The organism is Leisingera sp. ANG-DT (genome assembly GCF_000813785.1).
Lineage (GTDB): Bacteria > Pseudomonadota > Alphaproteobacteria > Rhodobacterales > Rhodobacteraceae > Leisingera.
In genome coordinates, this window is sequence record NZ_JWLE01000011.1 from 116,336 (window position 1) to 135,183 (window position 18,848).

20 protein-coding genes are annotated in these 18,848 nt (G+C 65.0%); 6 read left to right on the plus strand and 14 right to left on the minus strand.

The annotated features are described in order from the left end of the window. Positions 1-42 precede the first annotated feature (42 nt). The 4 genes from RA21_RS12415 to soxR all read right to left on the minus strand — a co-directional run bounded on the left by RA21_RS12415 (position 43) and on the right by soxR (position 5,003). A complete protein-coding gene (locus tag RA21_RS12415) occupies positions 43-864 on the minus strand; it encodes a 4-(cytidine 5'-diphospho)-2-C-methyl-D-erythritol kinase (protein WP_039149325.1) in 822 nt (273 codons plus the stop codon). Next, entirely contained in the window at positions 854-2,569 is a 1,716-nt protein-coding gene (locus tag RA21_RS12420; protein ID WP_029204900.1) for a tetratricopeptide repeat protein, read from the minus strand. The genes RA21_RS12415 and RA21_RS12420 overlap by 11 nt, the downstream gene beginning before the upstream one ends. Before the next feature lie 136 nt (positions 2,570-2,705). After that, positions 2,706-4,355 (minus strand): electron transfer flavoprotein-ubiquinone oxidoreductase, encoded by a 1,650-nt coding sequence (locus RA21_RS12425; protein ID WP_039149328.1) that lies wholly within the window; start codon positions 4,353-4,355, stop codon positions 2,706-2,708. Between the two features lie 168 nt (positions 4,356-4,523). Then, positions 4,524-5,003: a redox-sensitive transcriptional activator SoxR gene (soxR, locus tag RA21_RS12430; RefSeq protein WP_019297113.1), complete on the minus strand. Its 480-nt coding sequence runs from the start codon at positions 5,001-5,003 to the stop codon at positions 4,524-4,526. Between the two features lie 98 nt (positions 5,004-5,101). On the opposite strand from soxR, the gene RA21_RS12435 reads away from it, so the two are divergent. The 3 genes from RA21_RS12435 (at position 5,102) to RA21_RS12445 (ending at position 7,255) form a co-directional block, all read left to right on the plus strand. Beyond that, positions 5,102-5,482, plus strand: coding sequence for a VOC family protein (locus RA21_RS12435; protein WP_039149331.1), 381 nt, complete (start codon positions 5,102-5,104; stop codon positions 5,480-5,482). Between the two features lie 245 nt (positions 5,483-5,727). Continuing rightward, positions 5,728-6,198, plus strand: coding sequence for a transcription elongation factor GreA (greA, locus tag RA21_RS12440; RefSeq protein ID WP_029204901.1), 471 nt, complete (start codon positions 5,728-5,730; stop codon positions 6,196-6,198). Positions 6,199-6,217: 19 nt separating this feature from the next. Beyond that, complete coding sequence (locus RA21_RS12445; protein ID WP_019297117.1) at positions 6,218-7,255, plus strand: hypothetical protein; 1,038 nt, start codon at positions 6,218-6,220, stop codon at positions 7,253-7,255. Between the two features lie 146 nt (positions 7,256-7,401). Here RA21_RS12445 and RA21_RS12450 read toward each other — a convergent pair whose 3' ends face one another. From RA21_RS12450 to RA21_RS12465, 4 genes are all read right to left on the minus strand, one after another. Then, complete coding sequence (locus tag RA21_RS12450; protein WP_039149333.1) at positions 7,402-9,540, minus strand: molybdopterin-binding protein; 2,139 nt, start codon at positions 9,538-9,540, stop codon at positions 7,402-7,404. Beyond that, positions 9,537-10,028 (minus strand): molybdopterin-guanine dinucleotide biosynthesis protein B, encoded by a 492-nt coding sequence (mobB, locus tag RA21_RS12455; RefSeq protein WP_039149335.1) that lies wholly within the window; start codon positions 10,026-10,028, stop codon positions 9,537-9,539. Before mobB ends, RA21_RS12450 begins: the two co-directional genes overlap by 4 nt. Beyond that, the gene (gene mobA, locus RA21_RS12460; RefSeq protein WP_039149339.1) at positions 10,025-10,669 is read right to left on the minus strand and encodes a molybdenum cofactor guanylyltransferase MobA; all 645 of its coding nucleotides are present in this window, start codon (positions 10,667-10,669) and stop codon (positions 10,025-10,027) included. The genes mobB and mobA overlap by 4 nt, the downstream gene beginning before the upstream one ends. 61 nt (positions 10,670-10,730) lie before the next feature. Then, positions 10,731-11,606: a formate dehydrogenase accessory sulfurtransferase FdhD gene (locus RA21_RS12465; protein ID WP_241480938.1), complete on the minus strand. Its 876-nt coding sequence runs from the start codon at positions 11,604-11,606 to the stop codon at positions 10,731-10,733. A 64-nt stretch (positions 11,607-11,670) separates the two neighbouring features. Here RA21_RS12465 and RA21_RS12470 point away from each other — a divergent pair, with 64 nt between their 5' ends. Continuing rightward, positions 11,671-12,399, plus strand: coding sequence for an AzlC family ABC transporter permease (locus tag RA21_RS12470; protein WP_039149345.1), 729 nt, complete (start codon positions 11,671-11,673; stop codon positions 12,397-12,399). Further along, positions 12,396-12,725 carry an AzlD domain-containing protein gene (locus RA21_RS12475; protein WP_019297122.1) on the plus strand — a complete coding sequence of 110 codons (330 nt, stop codon included), beginning with the start codon at positions 12,396-12,398 and terminating at the stop codon, positions 12,723-12,725. Before RA21_RS12470 ends, RA21_RS12475 begins: the two co-directional genes overlap by 4 nt. A 24-nt stretch (positions 12,726-12,749) precedes the next feature. Here RA21_RS12475 and RA21_RS12480 read toward each other — a convergent pair whose 3' ends face one another. The 5 genes from RA21_RS12480 to RA21_RS12500 form a co-directional block, all read right to left on the minus strand. Further along, entirely contained in the window at positions 12,750-13,367 is a 618-nt protein-coding gene (locus tag RA21_RS12480; RefSeq protein ID WP_039149348.1) for a hypothetical protein, read from the minus strand. 16 nt (positions 13,368-13,383) lie between these two features. Beyond that, complete coding sequence (locus RA21_RS12485) at positions 13,384-13,518, minus strand: aa3-type cytochrome c oxidase subunit IV (RefSeq protein WP_019297124.1); 135 nt, start codon at positions 13,516-13,518, stop codon at positions 13,384-13,386. 162 nt (positions 13,519-13,680) lie between these two features. Then, positions 13,681-14,133, minus strand: a complete 453-nt coding sequence (locus RA21_RS12490) for a DUF6173 family protein (protein WP_039149668.1) — start codon at positions 14,131-14,133, stop codon at positions 13,681-13,683. Between the two features lie 26 nt (positions 14,134-14,159). Beyond that, positions 14,160-15,206, minus strand: coding sequence for an MBL fold metallo-hydrolase (locus tag RA21_RS12495; protein WP_082008942.1), 1,047 nt, complete (start codon positions 15,204-15,206; stop codon positions 14,160-14,162). A gap of 5 nt (positions 15,207-15,211) precedes the next feature. Continuing rightward, on the minus strand, positions 15,212-16,915 hold the full coding sequence (locus tag RA21_RS12500) for an acyl-CoA dehydrogenase (RefSeq protein ID WP_039149351.1): 1,704 nt from the start codon (positions 16,913-16,915) through the stop codon (positions 15,212-15,214). 141 nt (positions 16,916-17,056) lie between these two features. Here RA21_RS12500 and RA21_RS12505 point away from each other — a divergent pair, with 141 nt between their 5' ends. After that, positions 17,057-18,007, plus strand: a complete 951-nt coding sequence (locus tag RA21_RS12505; RefSeq protein ID WP_039149353.1) for an L-threonylcarbamoyladenylate synthase — start codon at positions 17,057-17,059, stop codon at positions 18,005-18,007. A 117-nt stretch (positions 18,008-18,124) separates the two neighbouring features. On the opposite strand, the gene RA21_RS12510 is transcribed toward RA21_RS12505, so the two are convergent. Further along, a complete protein-coding gene (locus RA21_RS12510) occupies positions 18,125-18,682 on the minus strand; it encodes a YqgE/AlgH family protein (RefSeq protein WP_039149355.1) in 558 nt (185 codons plus the stop codon). Between the last annotated feature and the right edge of the window lie 166 nt (positions 18,683-18,848).

An 18,848-nucleotide genomic window follows, 5' to 3' on the forward strand; every position in this document is an offset into this window, starting at 1 on the left:
GCCGTTCCGCGGGCGGGAGAGCCCTGTCCGCAGAGTGGCGGGTCAGGTCAGGGTGACCGCACTGCACCACCACTCGGGATGTTCCGCCCCGATCTCATAGGCCGCCATATGGGCGGCCTTTTTCGTAGGATAGAGCGCAAAGCAGGTGGCGCCGGAGCCTGACATCCGGGCCAGCAAGGCCTGGCGGGAGCTGCGCAGGTCCGACAGAACCCGGCCGATTTCCGGCGCAACGGTGATCGCCGGAACCTCCAGGTCGTTGCGCTGTTCGGCTAGCCAGGCGGCGCAGTCTTCACCTGACGTGAAAGCAGGGATGTCCTGCGGCATCGGAGCGTTGTAGCGCGAAGCAAGCGCAGAGAACACGGCCCCTGTCGGGACATGTGCGCCCGGATTGACCAGCAGCGCGTGCAGGTCCGGCAGGTCCACCGGCATCACTTGTTCGCCGATGCCCCGCATCCGGGACGCCCGTGCCGCCATGCAGACTGGCACATCGGCACCCAGTTTCAGCGGCAATTCTTCGGGGATACTGCCGCCCTGGCTGGCAATTGCGCGCAAGGCCGCCGCAGCGTCGGACGAGCCGCCGCCTATGCCGGCGCCGTGGGGCAGCTGCTTGTCCAAGCTGATCTTGCCGGTCCAGCCCGCAGCAGCGGCGGCTCTCCACACCAGGTTCCGCTCATCCGCGGGCACGCCCGCTGCGAACAGGCCGGAGACCTGCAGCGACAGTTCCTGTCCCGGTTCAAGCCGCAAGCGGTCGCCGGTGTCCGCAAAGACCACCAGCGAATCCAGCAGGTGATAGCCGTCCTCGCGGCGGCCGGTCACATGCAGGGTCAGGTTGATCTTGGCGGGTGCCGCGACCTCAGCCGCCATTGGCGACCTTCAGGGGCTGCGCGCCTTCCTCGGCCAGCACCGCGTCCAGGCCCACCTCCAGCTTGCGGCGGATGCGCTCGGGGTCCGCTTCGCCATCCGTGTCCTCAGGGTCGATGAAGGAGAGCGCCCGCTTCCACTGGAATTCCGCCTCGCGCGCGCGGCCCACGGCCCAGTAGACATCACCCAGGTGGTCGTTGACCACCGGGTCCACCGGCATCAGCTCCACGGCGCGTTCCATATGGGCGACGGCCTCGTCAAACTTGCCCATGCGGTAGAGCACCCAGCCCAAGCTGTCGACGATGAAACCGGAGTCGGGGCGCGCGGCGACGGCGCGTTCGATCATGTCCAGCGCCTCGTCCAGCTTGCTGCTTTTCTCGACCAGCGAATAGCCGAGGTAGTTCAGCACCTGCGGCCGGTTTGGATCCAGTTCCAGCGAGGCGCGGAAGTCAGCCTCAGCCTGCGGCCATTGATCCAGGCGCTCGTGGCAGATGCCGCGGGCATAGAACAGGAACCAGCGGCTGGAAGAATCCTCCGGCGTCTTGTCCAGCGCCTTGTCATAAGCGCGCGCGGCAGCGGCGTAGTCCTCCTGCTGGCGCAGAAGGTCGCCAAGGCTGATGTAGACGCTGGGCTGTTCAGGGAAGTCGCGGGCCAGTTTCTCCAGCACCTCGATGGCGGCGTCCGGCTTGGCGGCGCGGCGCAGGGCCTCGGCGCGGCCCATTTCGGCGGCGTGATAGTCGGGGTGGCTGCTTGGCACCTGCTTGTAGGTGGCAACCGACAGCTCATACCGGCCCAGCTGGTCCAGCAGGCCCGCGCTGAGCAGGATCGCATCCACATGGTCCGGGCGCAGCGAAGCCGCCATGCGGGCATACATCAGCACATAGTCATTGGCGGTATCGCCGTTCAGCGCCGCACCAAGGGTGAAGAACACCTCGGCAATGCCGTCCTGCGGGCTGGGGGCGATGGTATAGGCCAGGGTTTCCCCAGCGGCGAGCTGTGCATCCAGCGCCTCAAGGCCCGGATCGAGGCTGCTGCCGAAGGCGGCGGCCAGCGCCTCGCGGGCGTCGTCATTGCGGCCGAGCTGCGAAAGGATCTGAACCCGCGCCACCGCCGCGCGGCGGCTGAGGGTGGCCAGGCGCCCGTTCTCTTCGGCAAACAGCGCTTCCGCCCCGCCGTAGTCGCCGGCGGAGGCCAGCGCCAGGGCGCGGTGATAGAGCACGAAGGGTTTCAGGCTGCCGTCCTTGGCGAGCCGGTCAAAGCTTTCCAGTGCGCTGGAGACGGAGCCCGCGCCGACATGCGCCCAGCCTTCGAGCAGGCCATCCACCAGCGGGTGAATGGCGTCCCGTTCCAGGTCGCGGTCCAGGATCGCCTGGTAGTCACCCTTGGCGGCAAGGCCGCCGGCGCTGACGATATTGGCCACCTGGCTGCGGGCGCCGGTCTGGCGCAGCCGTTCGGCCACTGGCACGGCAAGCTCCGCCTTGCCCATGGCGAGCTGGGCGAACACCACGTTCTCCATCAAGAGCGGGTTTTGCGGGTCGCGCGCCAGCGCCTGCGTGTAATAAAGCGCCGCAGCGGCAAAGTCGCTGTCATAGGTGGCGGCCCGTCCGGCCAGGTAGGATCCCGCCAGTCCTTCGGCCTGCACGGCGGGTGCGGCGGCGGCGGCCATCAGGGCCGCACAGGACAGGGTGCGAAGAATGGATACGGGCACTGGGGACCCCCTTACGGTTTACTGCTCTTTGCTCTTCTAAGAAAGCGTAGTGCGGCGCCCGTCAACACGCAATGGGGCGGTCCAAGGACCGCCCCATAAAATCCGGCGAAACCACGCCGAAATGCTAACGTTCCCGTTACATGTTCGGGTAGTTCGGACCGTCACCGCCCTGCGGCGTGGTCCAGGTGATGTTCTGCGACGGGTCCTTGATGTCGCAGGTCTTGCAGTGGACGCAGTTCTGGAAGTTCACCACGAACTCCGGCTTGCCGTCCTTTTCGACCACCTCGTAGACACCGGCCGGGCAGTAGCGCTGCGCCGGTTCCGCGAATTTCGGCAGGTTGACCGAAATCGGAGTGTCCTCATTGCCCAGGCGCAGGTGGCAGGGCTGGCTTTCCTCGTGGTTGGTCATCGAGAAGCTGACGTTGGTCAGGCGGTCAAACGACAGCACGCCATCGGGCTTGGGGTAGTCGATGGGCTTGTGCTTGGAGGCTTCCTCGGTCGACTGGGCGTCGTTCTTGCCGTGGCCCAGGGTGCCGAAGAAGGAGAAGCCAAACAGGTTGTTGGTCCACATGTCCAGGCCGCCCAGCGCCAGCGACGCGGTGAGGCCCCATTTGGACCACATCGGCTTGACGTTGCGGACCATCTTGAGGTCCTTGCCAATGGCGCCGTCGCGCACGTCCGCCTCATAGGCGGTCAGCTCATCACCCGAACGCTCCGCCTTGATTGCATCAAAGGCGGCTTCGGCCGCGGCCTTGCCCGAAAGCATCGCGTTGTGGTTGCCCTTGATGCGCGGCACGTTGACCATGCCGGCGGAGCAGCCCAGCAGCGCCACGCCAGGGGCCACCAGTTTCGGCATCGACTGCCAGCCGCCCTCGGTGATGGCACGGGCGCCATAGGCCACACGCTTGCCGCCCTTCAGCAGGTCGGCAACCACCGGGTGGTGCTTGAAGCGCTGGAATTCCATGTAGGGGAACAGGTGCGGGTTCTTGTAGTTCAGGTGCACCACGAAGCCCACATAGACCTGGTTGTTGTCCAGGTGGTAGATGAACGAGCCGCCGCCCGCGTTGGAGCCCAGCGGCCAACCCATGGTGTGGGTGACGGTGCCTTCCTTGTGCTTGGCCGGGTCGATCTCCCAGATCTCTTTCATGCCGACGCCGTATTTCTGCGGCTCTTTGCCGTCAGACAGGCCGTATTTGGCAATCACTTCCTTGGAGAGCGAGCCGCGCACGCCTTCGCCCAGGAAAACGTATTTGCCGTGCAGTTCCATGCCGGGCTCATAAGCCGGGCCAGGGGTGCCGTCGGGGTTCTTGCCGAATTCACCGGCAACCACGCCTTTGACTTCGCCGTTGTCACCATAGACCAGCTCAGAGCAGGCCATGCCCGGGAAGATCTCGACGCCCATTTCCTCGGCCTGCTCCGCCATCCAGCGGCAGACGTTGCCCATGGAGACGATGTAGTTGCCGTGGTTGTTCATCAGCGGCGGCATCGGGAAGTTGGGGATGCGGACCTGGCCGGCTTCGCCCAGCATCAGGAAGTTGTCTTCCTTCACTTCGACGTTCAGCGGCGCGCCCTTTTCCTTCCAGTCGGGGATCAGCGCGTTCAGGCCGCACGGATCCAGCACCGCGCCGGACAGGATATGCGCGCCGACTTCGGAGCCTTTTTCCAGGACCACGACCTGCAGGTCGGCGTCCAGCTGTTTCAGGCGGATGGCCGCAGACAGACCAGCAGGGCCGGCCCCGACGATCACCACGTCGTATTCCATCGCTTCGCGTTCAATCTCGGCCATTTGCGGCGCTCCTTGGCTTTCTATTCGCTACCGGCCCCACAACACACTGCGGGCGCAATTTTCTTTCGCGGTGCTTATCGTTTGGCGCCCCCATGGGTCAATCCAAACTCCGCGTCAAACACCTGTAAAACAGGCAACTGAGACAAAAAGTGCGTCCATTTTCGTCACTCAAGGATCATTTTCCGCCTCAGCCTCTGTCTCAGGCCGGTCTCCCATTAGATACCGGGGGCCCTGCCCCTTCTGTGCCGCCCGGTCTTCGGGGTTGTAAAGTTTGCAATTCGGAAGCGAAAGACAGCCGCAGCCTATGCAGCCGTCCAGATTGTCGCGCAGTTTGACCAGGGTTTCGATTCGCTGGTCCAGGTGGCTGCGGAAGTCTTCCGAAATGCGGGCCCAGTCGTCCTTGGTCGGTGTGCGGCTGCCCGGCAGGCTGCGCAGGAAGCCGCGGATTTCCGGCAGCGAGAAGCCGAACTGCTGCGCAATCATGATGAAGCTGAGCCGCCGGATGTCGGCCCGGTGAAAGCGCCGCTGGCCGCCTGTGTTGCGCCAAGGCTCCACCAGGCCTTGCGCCTCGTAGTAGCGGATCGCGGACACGGCGAGGCCGGTGCGTTCGGCCAGGTAGCCGATGGAAATGCCTGCGGATTGGGGCATGGCGCACTCCCTGAAGAAATTGCTTGAGCTAAAGTTAGGTTTAGGAATTACGGTGAGTCGCATCAACAGGTTTGCTCAAGATGAGAAGGAGATTTTCAATGAGCGCAGTTTTGGAACATGCAAATGTCACCGTGGCAGACCCCAATGGCACCGCCGCCTGGATGGAAAAGATCTTTGGCTGGCATGTGCGCTGGGAGGGTGAAGCCAAAAACGGCGGCTACACCGTGCATGTGGGCGGCGAAAACAGCTACCTCGCGCTTTACACCCCGCGCACTGCAGCAGGCCAAGCGCCGGAAAGCTATGGCATCATTGGCGGGCTGAACCATCTGGCGGTGATCGTTGATGATCTGGACGCCACTGAGGCCGCGGTAAAGGCCGCGGGCTTCACGCCGATCAACCACGGCGATTATGAGCCGGGCCGCCGGTTCTACTTCCATGACGAGAACGGCATCGAATACGAGGCGGTTCAATATGATTGATCTGCTGTGGCTGGCGGCAAGGTCCGGCTCCCCAGCCCGCGGCATTTTTCCGCGCAAACCTGTGGAAAACCCGCACAATCTGCCGCGTTAGGCGGAATTGCGTGCGGCAAAGCCCTGCGGCCACTTGAATTCAGGCGCAGGATTGGGTCAGGTATTTGTCAACCGGACCGGAGGCCCCGCGGCACATGCTGCGGGGCTGCGGTTTTCATACTGACAAGAACAATAGAGCGACCTGGACCAATCACATGGAAAAGATCCCGATGACCCCCACGGGTCACGCCGCGCTGGAAAGCGAACTGAAGAACCTGAAATCCGTCGAACGCCCGGCCATCATCCAGGCGATTGCCGAAGCGCGCGAACTGGGCGACCTGTCGGAAAACGCCGAATACCATTCCGCCCGCGAAAAGCAGTCCTTCATCGAGGGCCGCATCAAGGAGCTGGAAGGCATCCTGTCGCTGGCCGATGTGATCAACCCCGCCAAACTGTCCGGCGCCATCAAGTTCGGCGCCAAGGTCACTGTGGTGGACGAGGACACCGACGAGGAAAAGACCTGGCAGATCGTGGGCGAGCATGAGGCCAACATCGAATCCGGCCTTCTGAACATCAAATCCCCGATTGCACGCGCCTTGATCGGCAAGGACGAAGGCGACAGTGTGGAAGTGCGCACGCCCGGCGGTGAGCGCGCCTACGAGATTCTCAAGATCGTCTATTCCTGATCCGGGAGGCCGCGAGGTCATGACAGGCTCCAGCAGCAGTCCGGGCTCTGGCCAGAAACCAGGCGGCAGCCAGCCGCTGCGCCGCCTTGACGGCCCCGCTGCGGCCAATGGCCTGGGCGGTGCGGAGCTGGCCGCCATCGGGCTGGGGGCACTGTGGCTGCTGGTGGTGACCGGGGCATTTGTGCTGGCGCCCGAAGATGCCGGGCTTTCGCAGTGGGCGGATCTGATCATCAGCGTGCTGGCAGTGGTGCTGCCCTTGGCAATGCTGTGGGTTGCGGCCTCTGCCGCGCGCTCAGCCCGGGTGATGCGGGAAGAGAGCGAGCAGCTGCAGGCCGCCATTGACGGGCTGCGCCAGAGCTATCTGGCACAGTCGCAGCAGCATGCGGCAGTGGCGGAGACCTCGGTCGCGAAACGGCTGGAGGAAATCGCCGAGGCCACCCGCAAGACCGAAACCGCACTGGCGACCTTCCACACCAGCCGCCGCGCCAATCCGCTGCGTCCGGCCATCCCGGCAGAAGCGGCAGAGATGACGGCGGCTGACCAGGGCTCGCTGGCGCTAGGCACCCAGGCTGCGGACACGGCGCCGCCCCTGCCTGCCGAGCAGTTCATCCGGGCGCTGAACTTCCCGGAAACCGCCGAGGACGCGGAAGGTTTTGCGGCGTTGCGTGCAGCGCTGCGCGACCGCAAGGCGGCTCAGGTGATCCAGGCGGCGCAGGACGTGCTGACTCTGCTAAGCCAGGACGGCATCTATATGGACGACCTGCGCCCCGACATGGCGCGGCCCGAGATCTGGCGCCAGTTCGGCCAGGGCGCCCGCGGCCGGGCGGTGGCAGCGCTTGGCGGCGTGCGCGACCGGACCTCCCTGGCGCTGACCGCCGCGCGGATGAAGCAGGACCCGATCTTCCGCGACGCGGCACATCATTTCCTGCGCCGGTTCGACCAGATGTTTGCGGATTTCGAGGCTGAGGCCAGCGATAGCGAGATTTCCGCGCTTGGCAATACCCGCACCGCCCGCGCCTTCATGCTGGTGGGGCGTGTGGCCGGGACCTTCGACTGAGGGGGCGGCCCCGCCGGGCCGCCGGCTGCGGAGCGGGTATTTAGGACCAGAAAGAAGCAGCAGGCAGTGGCGCGCCGCGTGCCAGCGCGGCGCCTGGCCCAACGGCGGGCAAGCATCTGCGATGCGCCGGGCCGCGGGCGGGAGCGCTACGCCTGCATCGCGAAACTGCCGTAAGGGATGAAACGAACCGGATCGCCGGGCTTGATCTCAGCCGCGCCGTCGCCGAGTTCCACCAGACCTTCGGCCCAGCTGAGGCCGCTGATCCGGCCGGAGCCTTCGGACTTGAACACCTCGGCTTTGCCGTCCCGCACCCGCGCCCGCAGGTATTCGCGGCGGCCCGGTTTCTTGCGCTTTTCGAATGCCGCCGGAACTTCAAACGCTTGCGGTTCCTGCCAGCCCGCCCCCGCCATCAGCCCCATTGCGGGGCGGGCAAAGATCAATGTGCAAACCAGCGCCGCCACCGGGTTGCCCGGCAGCCCGAAAACCGGCGTGCCCTGCCACATTCCAAGCGCCAGCGGTCGGCCCGGTTTCAGCGCGATGCGCCATTCCTGCATCGCCCCCGCCTCACGCAGGAGCGCCGACATGTGGTCCTCATCCCCCGCCGAGGCGCCGCCAGAGGTCAGAATCACATCCGTTTTTGCCGCCGCACTGTCCAAATGCCGCCTCAGGGCTTCCCTGTCGTCAGCGGCCTTGCCCAGGTCCACCGGCACAAAGCCCAGCTGACGGATCAGCGCCAGCAGCATGGGGCGGTTTGCGTCAAAAATCTGGCCCTTGCCAGCAGGTTCCCCGGCCTCGACCAGCTCATCGCCGGTGGAGAGCACGCCCACCCGCAGCGGCAGCCTCACGGTCAGCTCCGCCAGCCCTGTAGCAGAGGCCAGGGCCAGATCGGCAGGGCTAATGACCCGGCCTGCGGGAAGGATGACCTCATCCGCGCAGACATCCTCGCCGGCCTTTCGGGTGTTGGCGCCCTGTTTCAGCGGGCCATTGAAAGCAATCTGCTCCCCATCGGTGTTGACGTCTTCCTCCAGGATCACCGTGTCCACGCCCTCAGGCAGCGCGGCGCCGGTCAGCACCCGGATGGCGTTGCCTTCAGCCACGGTACCGTCAAAGGGTACACCTGCAGCGGCCCTGCCCTCCACCAGCGGCAGCACATGCGGCCCCGCTGCCCGGCCACCGGCAAAGCCGTATCCATCCACCGCCGTGTTCGGCAGCGGCGGGTTGGAGCGTTTGGCCGCCGCATCAGCTGCCAGCACCCGGCCCAGCGCGTCTGCCAGCGGCACGGTCTCGGCACCAGTGACCGGCCCCAGCCTGTCCCGCAGCAACGCCAGCGCGTCATCGACCGGGGTCCAGTCGACGCCCGCAGGCAGGGCAAAGCAGTCGTTGCTGAGCGGCGGCGGTGTCAGCCCGCCCGGGTCTTCCGAGGCCAGCGCGTTCAAGCGGTTTTCATACCCTGTGCCCAATATCCAGGCCTCCTCTTGTGCTTCGTCAGGTGCAGCAGCCAGCATTGCGGCCAGCTCCTGTGCTGGCAGGTGGCTGAGCGCCTGCGACAACAGCCGCATTTGCACCCGGTCGCGTATTTCATCCCGGCCGGCAACAGCCATTGCGGCCTTGACGGCCGGTTCGATCAACCCTGGCCAAATTTCTGCAAACACAATTTGCGCGTCCGCAATGTTTTGAAAAGGCCAGACAGCAGCCATGTGCCGGAGCCGCAACCGCTGCAGCACCGGCAGCCCCATCAGGACCTGGCTGCCAACCGTCGGGTTGAAAAACAGCTGGAAACAGGAGGAAGCTGCCTTGGCCGCCAGATCCGCGCTGCGCCGCTCTGCCACGTCCTGATACACGATACCGGACTTTCGGTAGGGAATGTCCGGCCAGCTTGCGTCGTCCGGCTTGCCCCAGAACGGACCGGCGCCGGCAAACTGCCGGTTCATTTCGGAGGCGACGCCGAACCGGTTGTTGCTGCCGTCCTCTGCGTCTTCGATCCGTTCTTCCAGCCATGCCCATAAGGCAAATGGGTCATTCGATCCGGTGATCCGGCGTGCAAGTCCGCGCGGGTATCCGAAGGGGAAATCAAAGGCTGCCAGCACCCGCCGCCCTGCGGCCTGCTCCGCAGCAAGAAAGCGGCTGATCCAAGCTTCTGCCTCAATCCGGCTGCGGCAGTAAACCGGCTGCTCTGCGATGCCGCCGCGCGCCACTCCGAGCCAGATCGCGTCCTTGCTGGGGCGCCGGGGCTTGCGCTTGGCCGCGGACCAGTCGACGGCCAGGACGGTATCAAAGGGGGTCACAGCCCCAATTCCGCCTGAACGAAATCCGCGATCGCTGCCGTGTCGTTCAGATCGAACACCGGGCGGTCGAGCTCCAGCGTTGTGTCGCTGGCGATAGCGCGGATGCTGGGATCCCTTGGCGCGATCAGTTCGGTGCCTGCAGCTTGCCGGAAGGCCTCGATCTTGGGGTGCGGTTCACGCTTGTAGCCCTCCACCAGCACCAGATCGACGGGGTTCAGGCGGTCCAGCAGCCCTGCCAGCGGCGGCTCGGCCGCACCGCGCAGCTCCTGCATGATCGCGACGCGGCCAGCGGAAGCCAGCACCACCTCTGACGCGCCGGCCTGGCGGTGGCGGTGGCTGTCGGTGCCGGGCTGATCCACATCAGTGGCATGGTGGGCGTGTTTGATGGTGGATACAGAGAACCCGCGGGCACAGAATTCAGCGACCAGCCGCTCCATCAGCCCGGTCTTGCCGTTGTTCTTCCTGCCGGTGACGCCGTAGATTTTCATTTCAAGAGCGCCTCGGCTTTGGCCAGATCTTCTGGGGTATTGATGTTGAAGAACGGGTCAAAGGGATCGGCCTCAAACAGCGCCTCGCGGCCGTTGTGCTGGTCGGTCCATAGGACCACCTTGCGCAAGCCGTCATGCAACGCGGCACGCAGGTCATCGCGCAGGGCCACGGGCCAGAGGCCAAAGGCCGGGTGCCGGTTAACGCGCTTGCCGCCGCCGGATTTCAGCGCCTCGTCGCCGGTGCGCGGGGTGGTGGCGAGCACCAGCGGCTGATCCATGCCCTCGGACGCTGCGGTCAGCCGGGTGACCAGATCCTGCGGGAAGAACGGCGTGTCGGCAGCGGCGGTGACGATGGTCTCTGCGCCCTGCTCTGCCGCCCAGTCGAGACCAGCCAGAACGCCAGCCAGCGGACCGGCGAAACCCTCAATTGAATCGGCAATGACTGGCAGGCCCAGGTCAGCGAACCGCTCCGGATCGCCATTGGCGTTTAACGCCAGGCCCGCGACCTGCGGCGACAGGCGGTCAACAACACGGGAGAGCAGGCTTTGGCCGCCGACCTGCAGCCGCCCCTTGTCGCCACCGCCCATCCGGGTGGCGAGGCCGCCTGCGAGGATTACGCCCAATGGCTTCTGGTCTGTCATCTCTTCTCCTCACGCGCCGGAAAACACGTGTTTTCCGGGACGGATTTCGCGTGAAATCCAGTTAGCCTTCCGCACTCTTGCGCCGGTGTTTCTTCTCCTCAACCGGCGCGTCTCTGGGGTCCATATCGCGCACCAAACGCTCCTCGCCCGACAGGCAGATGAACCGCTGGCCGCGCATCCGGCCGATCAGGGTGAGGCCGACCTCGCGGGCGATCTCGACGCCCCAGGCGGTGAAGCCTGAGCGCGAGGCCAGCACCGGGATGCCCATCATTGCGGTCTTGATCACCATCTCGGAAGTCAGCCGGCCGGTGGTGTAGAGGATCTTGTCCGCCGCTTCCGCCTGCTCCGACAGCATCCAGCCGGCAATCTTGTCCACTGCGTTGTGGCGGCCGACGTCCTCCATATAGACCAGCGGGCGGTCCTGACGGCAGAGCACGGTGCCATGGATGGCGCCGGCCTCCAGATAGAGCGATGGCGTGCGGTTGATCTTGTGCGCCAGTGCATAAAGCCAGGAGGTTTTCACTTCCACCTGCGGCAGGCGCACGTCCTCCAGCCCCTCCATCATGTCGCCAAAGACGGTGCCGACCGCGCAGCCCGACGTGCGGGTTTTCTTCTTCAGCTTTTCCTCGTGGCTGGTTTCCACCGCGGTGCGCACCACCACGGTTTCCAGGTCCTCGTCATAGTCGACGCGGGTGACTTCATCCTCGTCGCGCAGCATCCGCTGATTGCGCAGGAAGCCGAGCGCCAGATATTCCGGGTAGTCGCCGATGGTCATCGCGGTGACAATTTCCTGCGAATTCAGGAAGATGGTCAGCGGGCGTTCCTCGACCACGGCGATCTCGCTTTGCTCGCCGTTCTGGTCGACGCCGGTGACCGCGCGCGTGAGCCGCGGGTCGGAGACACCGGGGGCGATCAGGTATTCTGACGTGATATCCATACTCACCAATTGCATTCCTTCTGCGTCCGCCGTAGGGCGGGTCAAGGCAATCTAGGACGCGCAGATGGCAATCACCACCACCAAATCGGCCTTCTGGAAAGGGTTTCGCGACAGCGCGCCGTTTCTGTTCATGGCCTCGCCCTTCGGCTTCCTGTTCGGAGTGCTGGCCGCGGAGGCCGGGCTGATCGTGCCGGAGGCCTTTGCCTTCTCACTCACTGTCTTTGCCGGCGCCGCCCAGTTCACCGCGCTGCAGCTGATGCAGGAGAATGCGCCGCTGATCATCATCCTGATTTCGGCGCTGGCGGTGAACCTGCGGATGGCGATGTATTCGGCCTCGTTGACGCCCTACCTGGGCGATGCACCAATGTGGCAGCGGGCAATTGCCGCCTATTTCATCGTCGATCAGTCCTATGCGCTGTCGGTCGTGCAGTTCGAACAGGAGCCGGAAATGCCGCTGGCGCAGCGGATGGCCTATTTCTTTGGCACCAACGGGCTGATCACACCGGCCTGGGTCATCGCCACCGCGCTGGGTGCGCTGGTTGGCACCCGCATCCCGGAGAGCTGGGGCGTGGACTTCGTGCTGCCGCTGGCGTTTCTGGCAATGATCGGCCCGATGCTGCGCACGCCGGCGCATGTGGCGGCCTGTTTTGTGGCAGTGGCAGCGTCGCTGCCAGCCTCCGCCCTGCCCTATAACCTGGGACTGATCGTGGCGGGCATCGCCGGAATGGTCGCGGGTGCGCAGGCGGAATTGTGGCTGGAGCGGCAAAAGGCAAAGGCGGAGGGCGCGACATGAGCAGTATCCCCACACCCATCTTGTGGACCGTGATCATCGGGCTGGCGCTTGGCAGCTACGGCTTGCGGTTTGCCTTCATCGGCTTCATGGGCGGAAAGCCCATCCCTGAATGGCTGATGCGTCATCTGCGCTATACCGCAGTGGCAATCATCCCGGCGCTGGTCGCGCCGCTGGTGGTCTGGCCTGCCCCCACCGGCGGCGATCCCAGCCTGATGCATTTTGCAGCCGCCGCCGCGACCTTTGCAGCGGGTTATCTGACGCGCAATGTGCTGATCGGGCTCGGCACCGGCGGGCTGTGCCTGCTGCTCCTGTATCTCGCCGCCTGAGCGCTCTGCGCCCGGGCGGAAGATTTACTCGGCAGTGCTGAGCGCAGCGTCGCTCTTGATGATGCCTGCCTGCAGATCGGCGCTGTCGTTTTCGTAGTAACGCTCCGTCGCCACGCCCGGCAGCTGGCCGAATTGGGCGGAGAGTTTCTCCGGGTAGAAGGTGCGGTCCAGGCTTTCAAAGCCAGGGATCTGCTGCAGGATACCAATGGTGGCCTGGGCACAATAGGCACCCGGCACCCGGCCGTTGGTGACTGCCAGCTGATAAGCTTTCTGGGCCTGCTCCGGCGTCACCTCAACCCGTTGCACGACCACATGGAAGGTGCTGCGCGCATGGGCGCCGCGGTAGGCCTTTTCCACTGCCGGGGTAATACCATAGAGGACGTCGTTCCGCTCCGGCACGACTGAGGCGTAGAAAGAGCCTGCGGGATCGAAAATCACCCGTTCAGACGCGTTGATCATCAGCGACGCGTGGCCGCCCTTGCCGGTGCGGTTGTTGATCATCGTGTACAGGGTGAGCGTCGCGGGGCCGGGGTGGCGGTAGGCCACCTTGGCCAGGGTTTCGGCATCCGCGTTGGGCTGCTGCGGCGCCGCGCAACCCGCAAGCGCCAGCATCACCGCGCCGAGGCAGAGCAGATTGCGCATAAGTTTGGTCCCGGGATCAGGTGGCGAAAATAGCCAGGAACAGCGCGAGGAAGACCATCGCGATGCAGAAACGGGTCACGAAGGTCATGAAGCTCGAGAACATCTTCTCCTGAACGGTGATGTCCATGGTGCCGTGCTGATGATCAGCCATGTGAGTTATCCCTCAAATTCACGTGCGTTTTCCCGGTGATTACCGGATTTGCCGGGCCCTGTCACCACGTCATTCGGGCGCATCCCGGGGAAATGCCGCCCGGAAACCGCAGAAAACCGCTGCGAATCCTGCGGCTGCGGCCCGGGCGGCGAATCGTGCGGCTTACTCTTGCTGCAGATCCGAGGCGAGGCGGAAGCCGATGCGGTTGGCGGGCTCTTCCTCGCGTGCCTTGGGCACTGCGCGCAGCATCACATTGAGCTGGCTGACATGCTGCACCAGCTGGGTTCGGGAGCCGTCGGGCTCACTGCCGTAGTAGGTGATAATGTCCGGGTCGAAATAGCCCATGCCCTCAATCCGGAGCACGCCGGCATTGCCGCCGGTGAAGCCCATTGCGACCTCGTGTTCAGCGTCCAGCTGCTGTTCGAAATTCTGGATGTAAAGGATCAGCCGCTCATAGGCCCAGCGGGCCGGGCTTTTGGCGGCATCCGGTTTCTGCAGCTTCTCCGGCACTTTGGTGAGGCCGGCGCAGGCCTCCGGGTCGGCGTGGACTTCATGCACGCAGGGCAGCACCGCCGCCTCTGCCGCCTCGGCGCTGGTGGAAATTTCGTCGCTCATGGTGCCTCCCCTTTCCGGGGTGCGGATCACCCCTTGCTTTGATAGAGCCAGGCACCGTCTTCGCGTTTCCAGCGCGCCACCTGGCCGGTGTGGTACAGGTGATTTACATGGGCTACTGCCTCGACCAGTGCAAGCCCGTACTCACCTTCACCGATTGTGCGCTTGAACAGCGGCGCAAAGCAATCAGCAGCTGTCCGCGGCACGGAAAGGTGATCCATCAGCCGCTCCAGCGCGCCGTGGTGGTTGCCAATGAGCTGCTGCATCCTGAGCGGCAAACGTGAGAACGGCAGCTTGTGGCCGCCAAGCGCCAGATGATCCGGACGCGCCAGTTTCGCCAGCCGTTCGCAGGCTTCCAGCCATTCGCCCAGCGGATCGGCCATCGGTTCGGTCGCATAAACACCGATGTTGGGGCTGATGGTCGACAGGATCTGATCCCCGGTAATCACCAGGTTGTCGTCGCGGCTCCAGAAGGTTGCGTGCTCCGGGGCGTGGCCGTTGCCGGTATGCACATCCCATTCGCGCCCGCCCATGCGGATCACGTCGCCCTGCTTGATGCGGGTGAAGCCCAGCGGCATCGGATGCACGGTGTCGGCAAAGTTGAAGGGCCGGTCATTGACGCGCTTCTCATAGACCTCAGGCGCCATGCCGGCGCTGCGGTAATAGGCCAGCGTCTCTTCCGGCCACGTCTCTTGCACATCCAGCGTCAGCATCCGGGCGAACAGCCAGGCGGTGCGGGTGGTGACCAATTCGGCGCCGTGGACGCTCTGGAACCAGCCCGCCAGCCCGATGTGATCCGGGTGATGATGGGTGACGACGACGCGCGTCACCGGCTTGCCCTTCAGGGGGCCGGCCATCAGGTTCTCCCAGATGCCGCGGCTTTTGCGGGAGTTGAAACCGGTGTCGATCACCGTCCAGCCGTCGCCCTCATCCAGCGCGTAGATGTTGACGTGATCCAGCTTCATCGGCAGCGGCTGGCGCATCCAGAGGACACCCTCCGCCACTTCGATCGCCTCGCCCAGCGCGGGCGGTTCTTCCCAGGGGGTGCGGGGGGAGACGTCGGGGATGTCGGTCACGGCTGTCAGCCCGCCAGTTCGTCAAGGCTGAGGGCGAAGGTGCCTTCTGCCCCCGCCTGTGCATGGGCCAAGAGCGCACTGTGCTCCGGCAGCATCCGGGTGATGTAGAAGCGGGCCAGCTTCTCCCGCGGGCCGCCCTGATCCGCCATCGCGGCCGCCAGGTGATAATGGCCGCCCAGCACCCGGGCAAAGGCGCGCAGGTACGGAACCGAGCCCGCAAAACGGTCCTGCATGTCCTGCTGCGACACCAGCCATTCGGTGGCTTCGCGCAAGGATTCGCACGCCTGCCAGACGGATTCGGCCATGTTGGGATGGGTGGCGCGGGCGCGTTCAGCCTGCTCCTCAATCTCGTCGATCAGGGCAAAAGCCATTTCGCCGCCGTCCATCATCTTGCGCGCCACCAGATCCATCGACTGGATGCCGTTGGTGCCCTCGTAGATCGCGGTGACGCGCACGTCGCGGTAATATTGCGCTGCACCGGATTCCTCAATGAACCCCATGCCGCCATAGACCTGCACCCCGGTTTCCGAGACGCGCATCCCGGTGTCGGTGCCAAATGCCTTGGCAATCGGCGTCAGGAAGGCCGCGCGGGCCGACCAGTCACTGCCGCCGGTAGCGGTGTGCATGTCGATGGCACGGGCGCAGGCCATCAGGATTGCCCGGGAGGCAAAAAGATCCGCCTTCATTTCCATAAGCATCCGGCGCACATCGGCGTGGTCGGCGATGAAACCGCTGGCGGTCTTGCCCTGCTTGCGCTCCAGCGCATAGGCCAGCGCGTGCTGATAAGCGCCCTCGCCCGCACCGACGCCCTGGCCGCCGACACCGAGGCGCGCGTTGTTCATCATGGTGAACATCGCTGCCATGCCGCCGTGCTCCGGCCCGACCAGCCAGCCGGTGGCACCGTCGAACTGCATCACGCAGGTGGGGGAGCCGTGCAGGCCCATCTTGTGCTCCAGGCTCACGACCTTGAGATCATTGGGTTTGCCTGGATTGCCGTCCGCATCCGGCAGGTATTTCGGCACCAGAAACAGCGAAATCCCCTTGGTTCCCGGCACCCCGTCGGGCAGCCGGGCGAGCACCAGGTGGCAGACGTTGCCGCAGAAATCGGTGTCGCCCCAGGAGATGAAGATTTTCTGGCCGGTCACCGCATAGGTGCCGTCACCGTTCGGCTCCGCCTTGGAGCTGAGTGCGCCGACATCGGAACCGGCCTGCGGTTCGGTCAGGTTCATGGTGCCGGACCATTCGCCGGAGATCAGCTTGGGCAGGTACAGCTCCTTGATGGCGTCGGAGGCGTGGTGCTCCAGCGCTTCGATCTGGCCCTGGCTCAGCAGCGGCGCCAGCTGCAGCGACAGGCAGGCGCCTGCCATCATCTCGTAGACTGCGACGGCAAGTGTCTGCGGCAGCCCCATGCCGCCGAACTCCTCAGCCGCGCTGATGCCGACCCAGCCGCCTTCGCGAATGGCCTGATAGCCATCGGCAAACCCGGGCGAGGTTCGCAGCACGCCGTTTTCCAGACGTGCAGGATGCAAGTCGCCATTGCGCTGCAGGGGCGCCATCACCTCGTCGCACAGCTTGCCTGCTTCTGTCAGGATCGCGCTCACTGTGTCGGTGGTTGCCTCGGCAAAGCGGTCTGTGGCCGGGATGCTGTCATAGCCCACGACGTGGTTCAGCAGAAATTCATACTCGGAAACGGGGGCGCGGAATGTCATGGGCGTCCTCTGGCGGGGGTTTCTGGGGCCTGCGGCGCGGGCAGTCTTGGCTTCCCGGCGCTGGCCCATTATGGTCTGTGGCTTGTCCGATTACCTAACCGGGCGCTTATTTCAATCAACCAAAACGCCGCGTCACCCGGAATGCCCCAGCAGAGCACTGAAATCCTTGCCGCAACGGCAAGCGGCATCGCCCGCGCCGCCCGGCTTTTGCAGGCCGGGCAGCTGGTCTCCTTTCCGACTGAGACGGTTTATGGCCTTGGCGCTGATGCCCGGCAGGGCACCGCGGTTGCGGCGATCTATGAGGCCAAGGGGCGGCCGTCGTTCAACCCGCTGATCGCCCATGTGCATTCGGCAGAGGCCGCGCGGCGCTACGTGGCATGGAATGACGTTGCGGAACAGCTGGCAGCGGCGTTCTGGCCTGGCCCGCTGACCCTGGTACTGCCGCTGCGGGAGGGCCACGGGATCTCACCGCTGGTCACGGCAGGGCTGGAGACGCTCGGCGTGCGGGTGCCTGCGCATCCGGCGGCACAAGCCCTGCTGCGGGAGCTGGACGGGCCGGTCGCAGCACCATCCGCTAACCCCTCCGGCAAGATCAGCCCGACAACGGCAGCCCATGTAATGGCCGGGCTGGACGGCCGGATTGCCGCAATCCTAGACGATGGCGCCTGCGATGTTGGGCTGGAGTCCACCATCATCGGGCTGGCGGGGCCGGAACCGTTGCTGCTGCGCCCCGGCGGGCTGGCGGCGGAAGAAATCGAGGCGGTGCTGGGCCGCAAATTGGCAGAACGCGATGTGCACGACCCGCTGACAGCACCCGGGCAGCTGCTGTCGCATTATGCCCCCGGTGCGCCGGTGCGGCTGAATGCTGACGCGCCCGGCGAGGGCGAACTGTTTCTCGGCTTCGGTCCCGGGACCTGCGATCTGAACCTGTCCGAAAGCGGCGACCTGGCAGAGGCCGCCGCGAACCTGTTCGGGTATCTCCACCGGCTGGATGCCCTAGGCAAACCGATTGCCGTTGCCCCGGTGCCGGAACACGGGCTGGGCGAAGCCATCAACGACCGTTTGCGCCGCGCCGCCGCGCCGCGGGACTGATCGCCGCAGGCCCCTGCGCCCATCGCAGATGGGTACCCGGCCCAAGGGTTTTGGGGTTATCTGTGATAATCAGAAAACGCGCGGGAGCCCTCCCGCTGTGCATCCAGATATGCGTATTCAGGCGTGGCCTGCGCTGGCCGAGAGAGTCAGCGGATCAACCCCAAGGGTTTTGAGCGCTGCGCCCCATTTGCTGTCATCCGCAAGGCCGAATACCAGCTCCGGGCTGGCTTCTGCTGTCAGCCAGCCGTTCATGGTGATTTCCGATTCCAGCTGCCCTGGCCCCCAGCCGGCATAACCCAGAAGCACCAGCAGCTGCTCCGGCCCCTGCCCCTCCGCGATGTCCTCCAGAATATCCAGCGTCGCGGTCATCGAGAAACCGCCAGGTACCTTCAGGGAACTCACATCCGATTCGTAATCCGGCGTGTGCAGCACAAAACCGCGCTGAGTCTCTACCGGGCCGCCAAAGCGCACCGGCAGCGCCGCTGCAGCGTTGCCCTCACCGCCCAGGTCCAGCTGCTCCAGCAGATCGCCCAGCGCCACGCCGTCAGCGGGCTTGTTGACGATCAGGCCCATCGCGCCTTCCTCGCCGTGCGAGCATAGGAAAATCACCGAATGCTCGAACCTCGGGTCGCCAATACCAGGCATTGCAATCAAGAGCTTGCCAGTCAGATCCATGAATTTCCGTCTTTCTGCTGCCTCCCCCCACCATGACGCGCACCCGCTTGCCGCGCAAGGGGCGCATCGGCGCAACTCCGCGCAGGCTCCGGCAAATTTGCCGCAAACACAGGAGGATGAGGGAGATATGACCGGATCGTGACTTGGCAAACCAGGCTGGCAGGCG

What these genes read in the sequence shown, in the direction of transcription:
- soxR (WP_019297113.1), bottom strand. Translation starts at nt 5,003, where the DNA reads ATGCCCCAATCCGCAGGCATTTCCATCGGCTACCTGGCCGAACGCACC.
- RA21_RS12475 (WP_019297122.1), top strand. Translation starts at nt 12,396, where the DNA reads ATGAGCAGTATCCCCACACCCATCTTGTGGACCGTGATCATCGGGCTG.
- RA21_RS12480 (WP_039149348.1), bottom strand. Translation starts at nt 13,367, where the DNA reads ATGCGCAATCTGCTCTGCCTCGGCGCGGTGATGCTGGCGCTTGCGGGT.
- RA21_RS12505 (WP_039149353.1), top strand. Translation starts at nt 17,057, where the DNA reads ATGCCCCAGCAGAGCACTGAAATCCTTGCCGCAACGGCAAGCGGCATC.
- RA21_RS12465 (WP_241480938.1), bottom strand. Translation starts at nt 11,606, where the DNA reads ATGGATATCACGTCAGAATACCTGATCGCCCCCGGTGTCTCCGACCCG.
- RA21_RS12510 (WP_039149355.1), bottom strand. Translation starts at nt 18,682, where the DNA reads ATGGATCTGACTGGCAAGCTCTTGATTGCAATGCCTGGTATTGGCGAC.
- greA (WP_029204901.1), top strand. Translation starts at nt 5,728, where the DNA reads ATGGAAAAGATCCCGATGACCCCCACGGGTCACGCCGCGCTGGAAAGC.
- RA21_RS12425 (WP_039149328.1), bottom strand. Translation starts at nt 4,355, where the DNA reads ATGGCCGAGATTGAACGCGAAGCGATGGAATACGACGTGGTGATCGTC.
- RA21_RS12435 (WP_039149331.1), top strand. Translation starts at nt 5,102, where the DNA reads ATGAGCGCAGTTTTGGAACATGCAAATGTCACCGTGGCAGACCCCAAT.
- RA21_RS12485 (WP_019297124.1), bottom strand. Translation starts at nt 13,518, where the DNA reads ATGGCTGATCATCAGCACGGCACCATGGACATCACCGTTCAGGAGAAG.
- RA21_RS12445 (WP_019297117.1), top strand. Translation starts at nt 6,218, where the DNA reads ATGACAGGCTCCAGCAGCAGTCCGGGCTCTGGCCAGAAACCAGGCGGC.
- RA21_RS12470 (WP_039149345.1), top strand. Translation starts at nt 11,671, where the DNA reads ATGGCAATCACCACCACCAAATCGGCCTTCTGGAAAGGGTTTCGCGAC.
- RA21_RS12490 (WP_039149668.1), bottom strand. Translation starts at nt 14,133, where the DNA reads ATGAGCGACGAAATTTCCACCAGCGCCGAGGCGGCAGAGGCGGCGGTG.
- mobA (WP_039149339.1), bottom strand. Translation starts at nt 10,669, where the DNA reads ATGACAGACCAGAAGCCATTGGGCGTAATCCTCGCAGGCGGCCTCGCC.
- RA21_RS12415 (WP_039149325.1), bottom strand. Translation starts at nt 864, where the DNA reads ATGGCGGCTGAGGTCGCGGCACCCGCCAAGATCAACCTGACCCTGCAT.
- mobB (WP_039149335.1), bottom strand. Translation starts at nt 10,028, where the DNA reads ATGAAAATCTACGGCGTCACCGGCAGGAAGAACAACGGCAAGACCGGG.
- RA21_RS12500 (WP_039149351.1), bottom strand. Translation starts at nt 16,915, where the DNA reads ATGACATTCCGCGCCCCCGTTTCCGAGTATGAATTTCTGCTGAACCAC.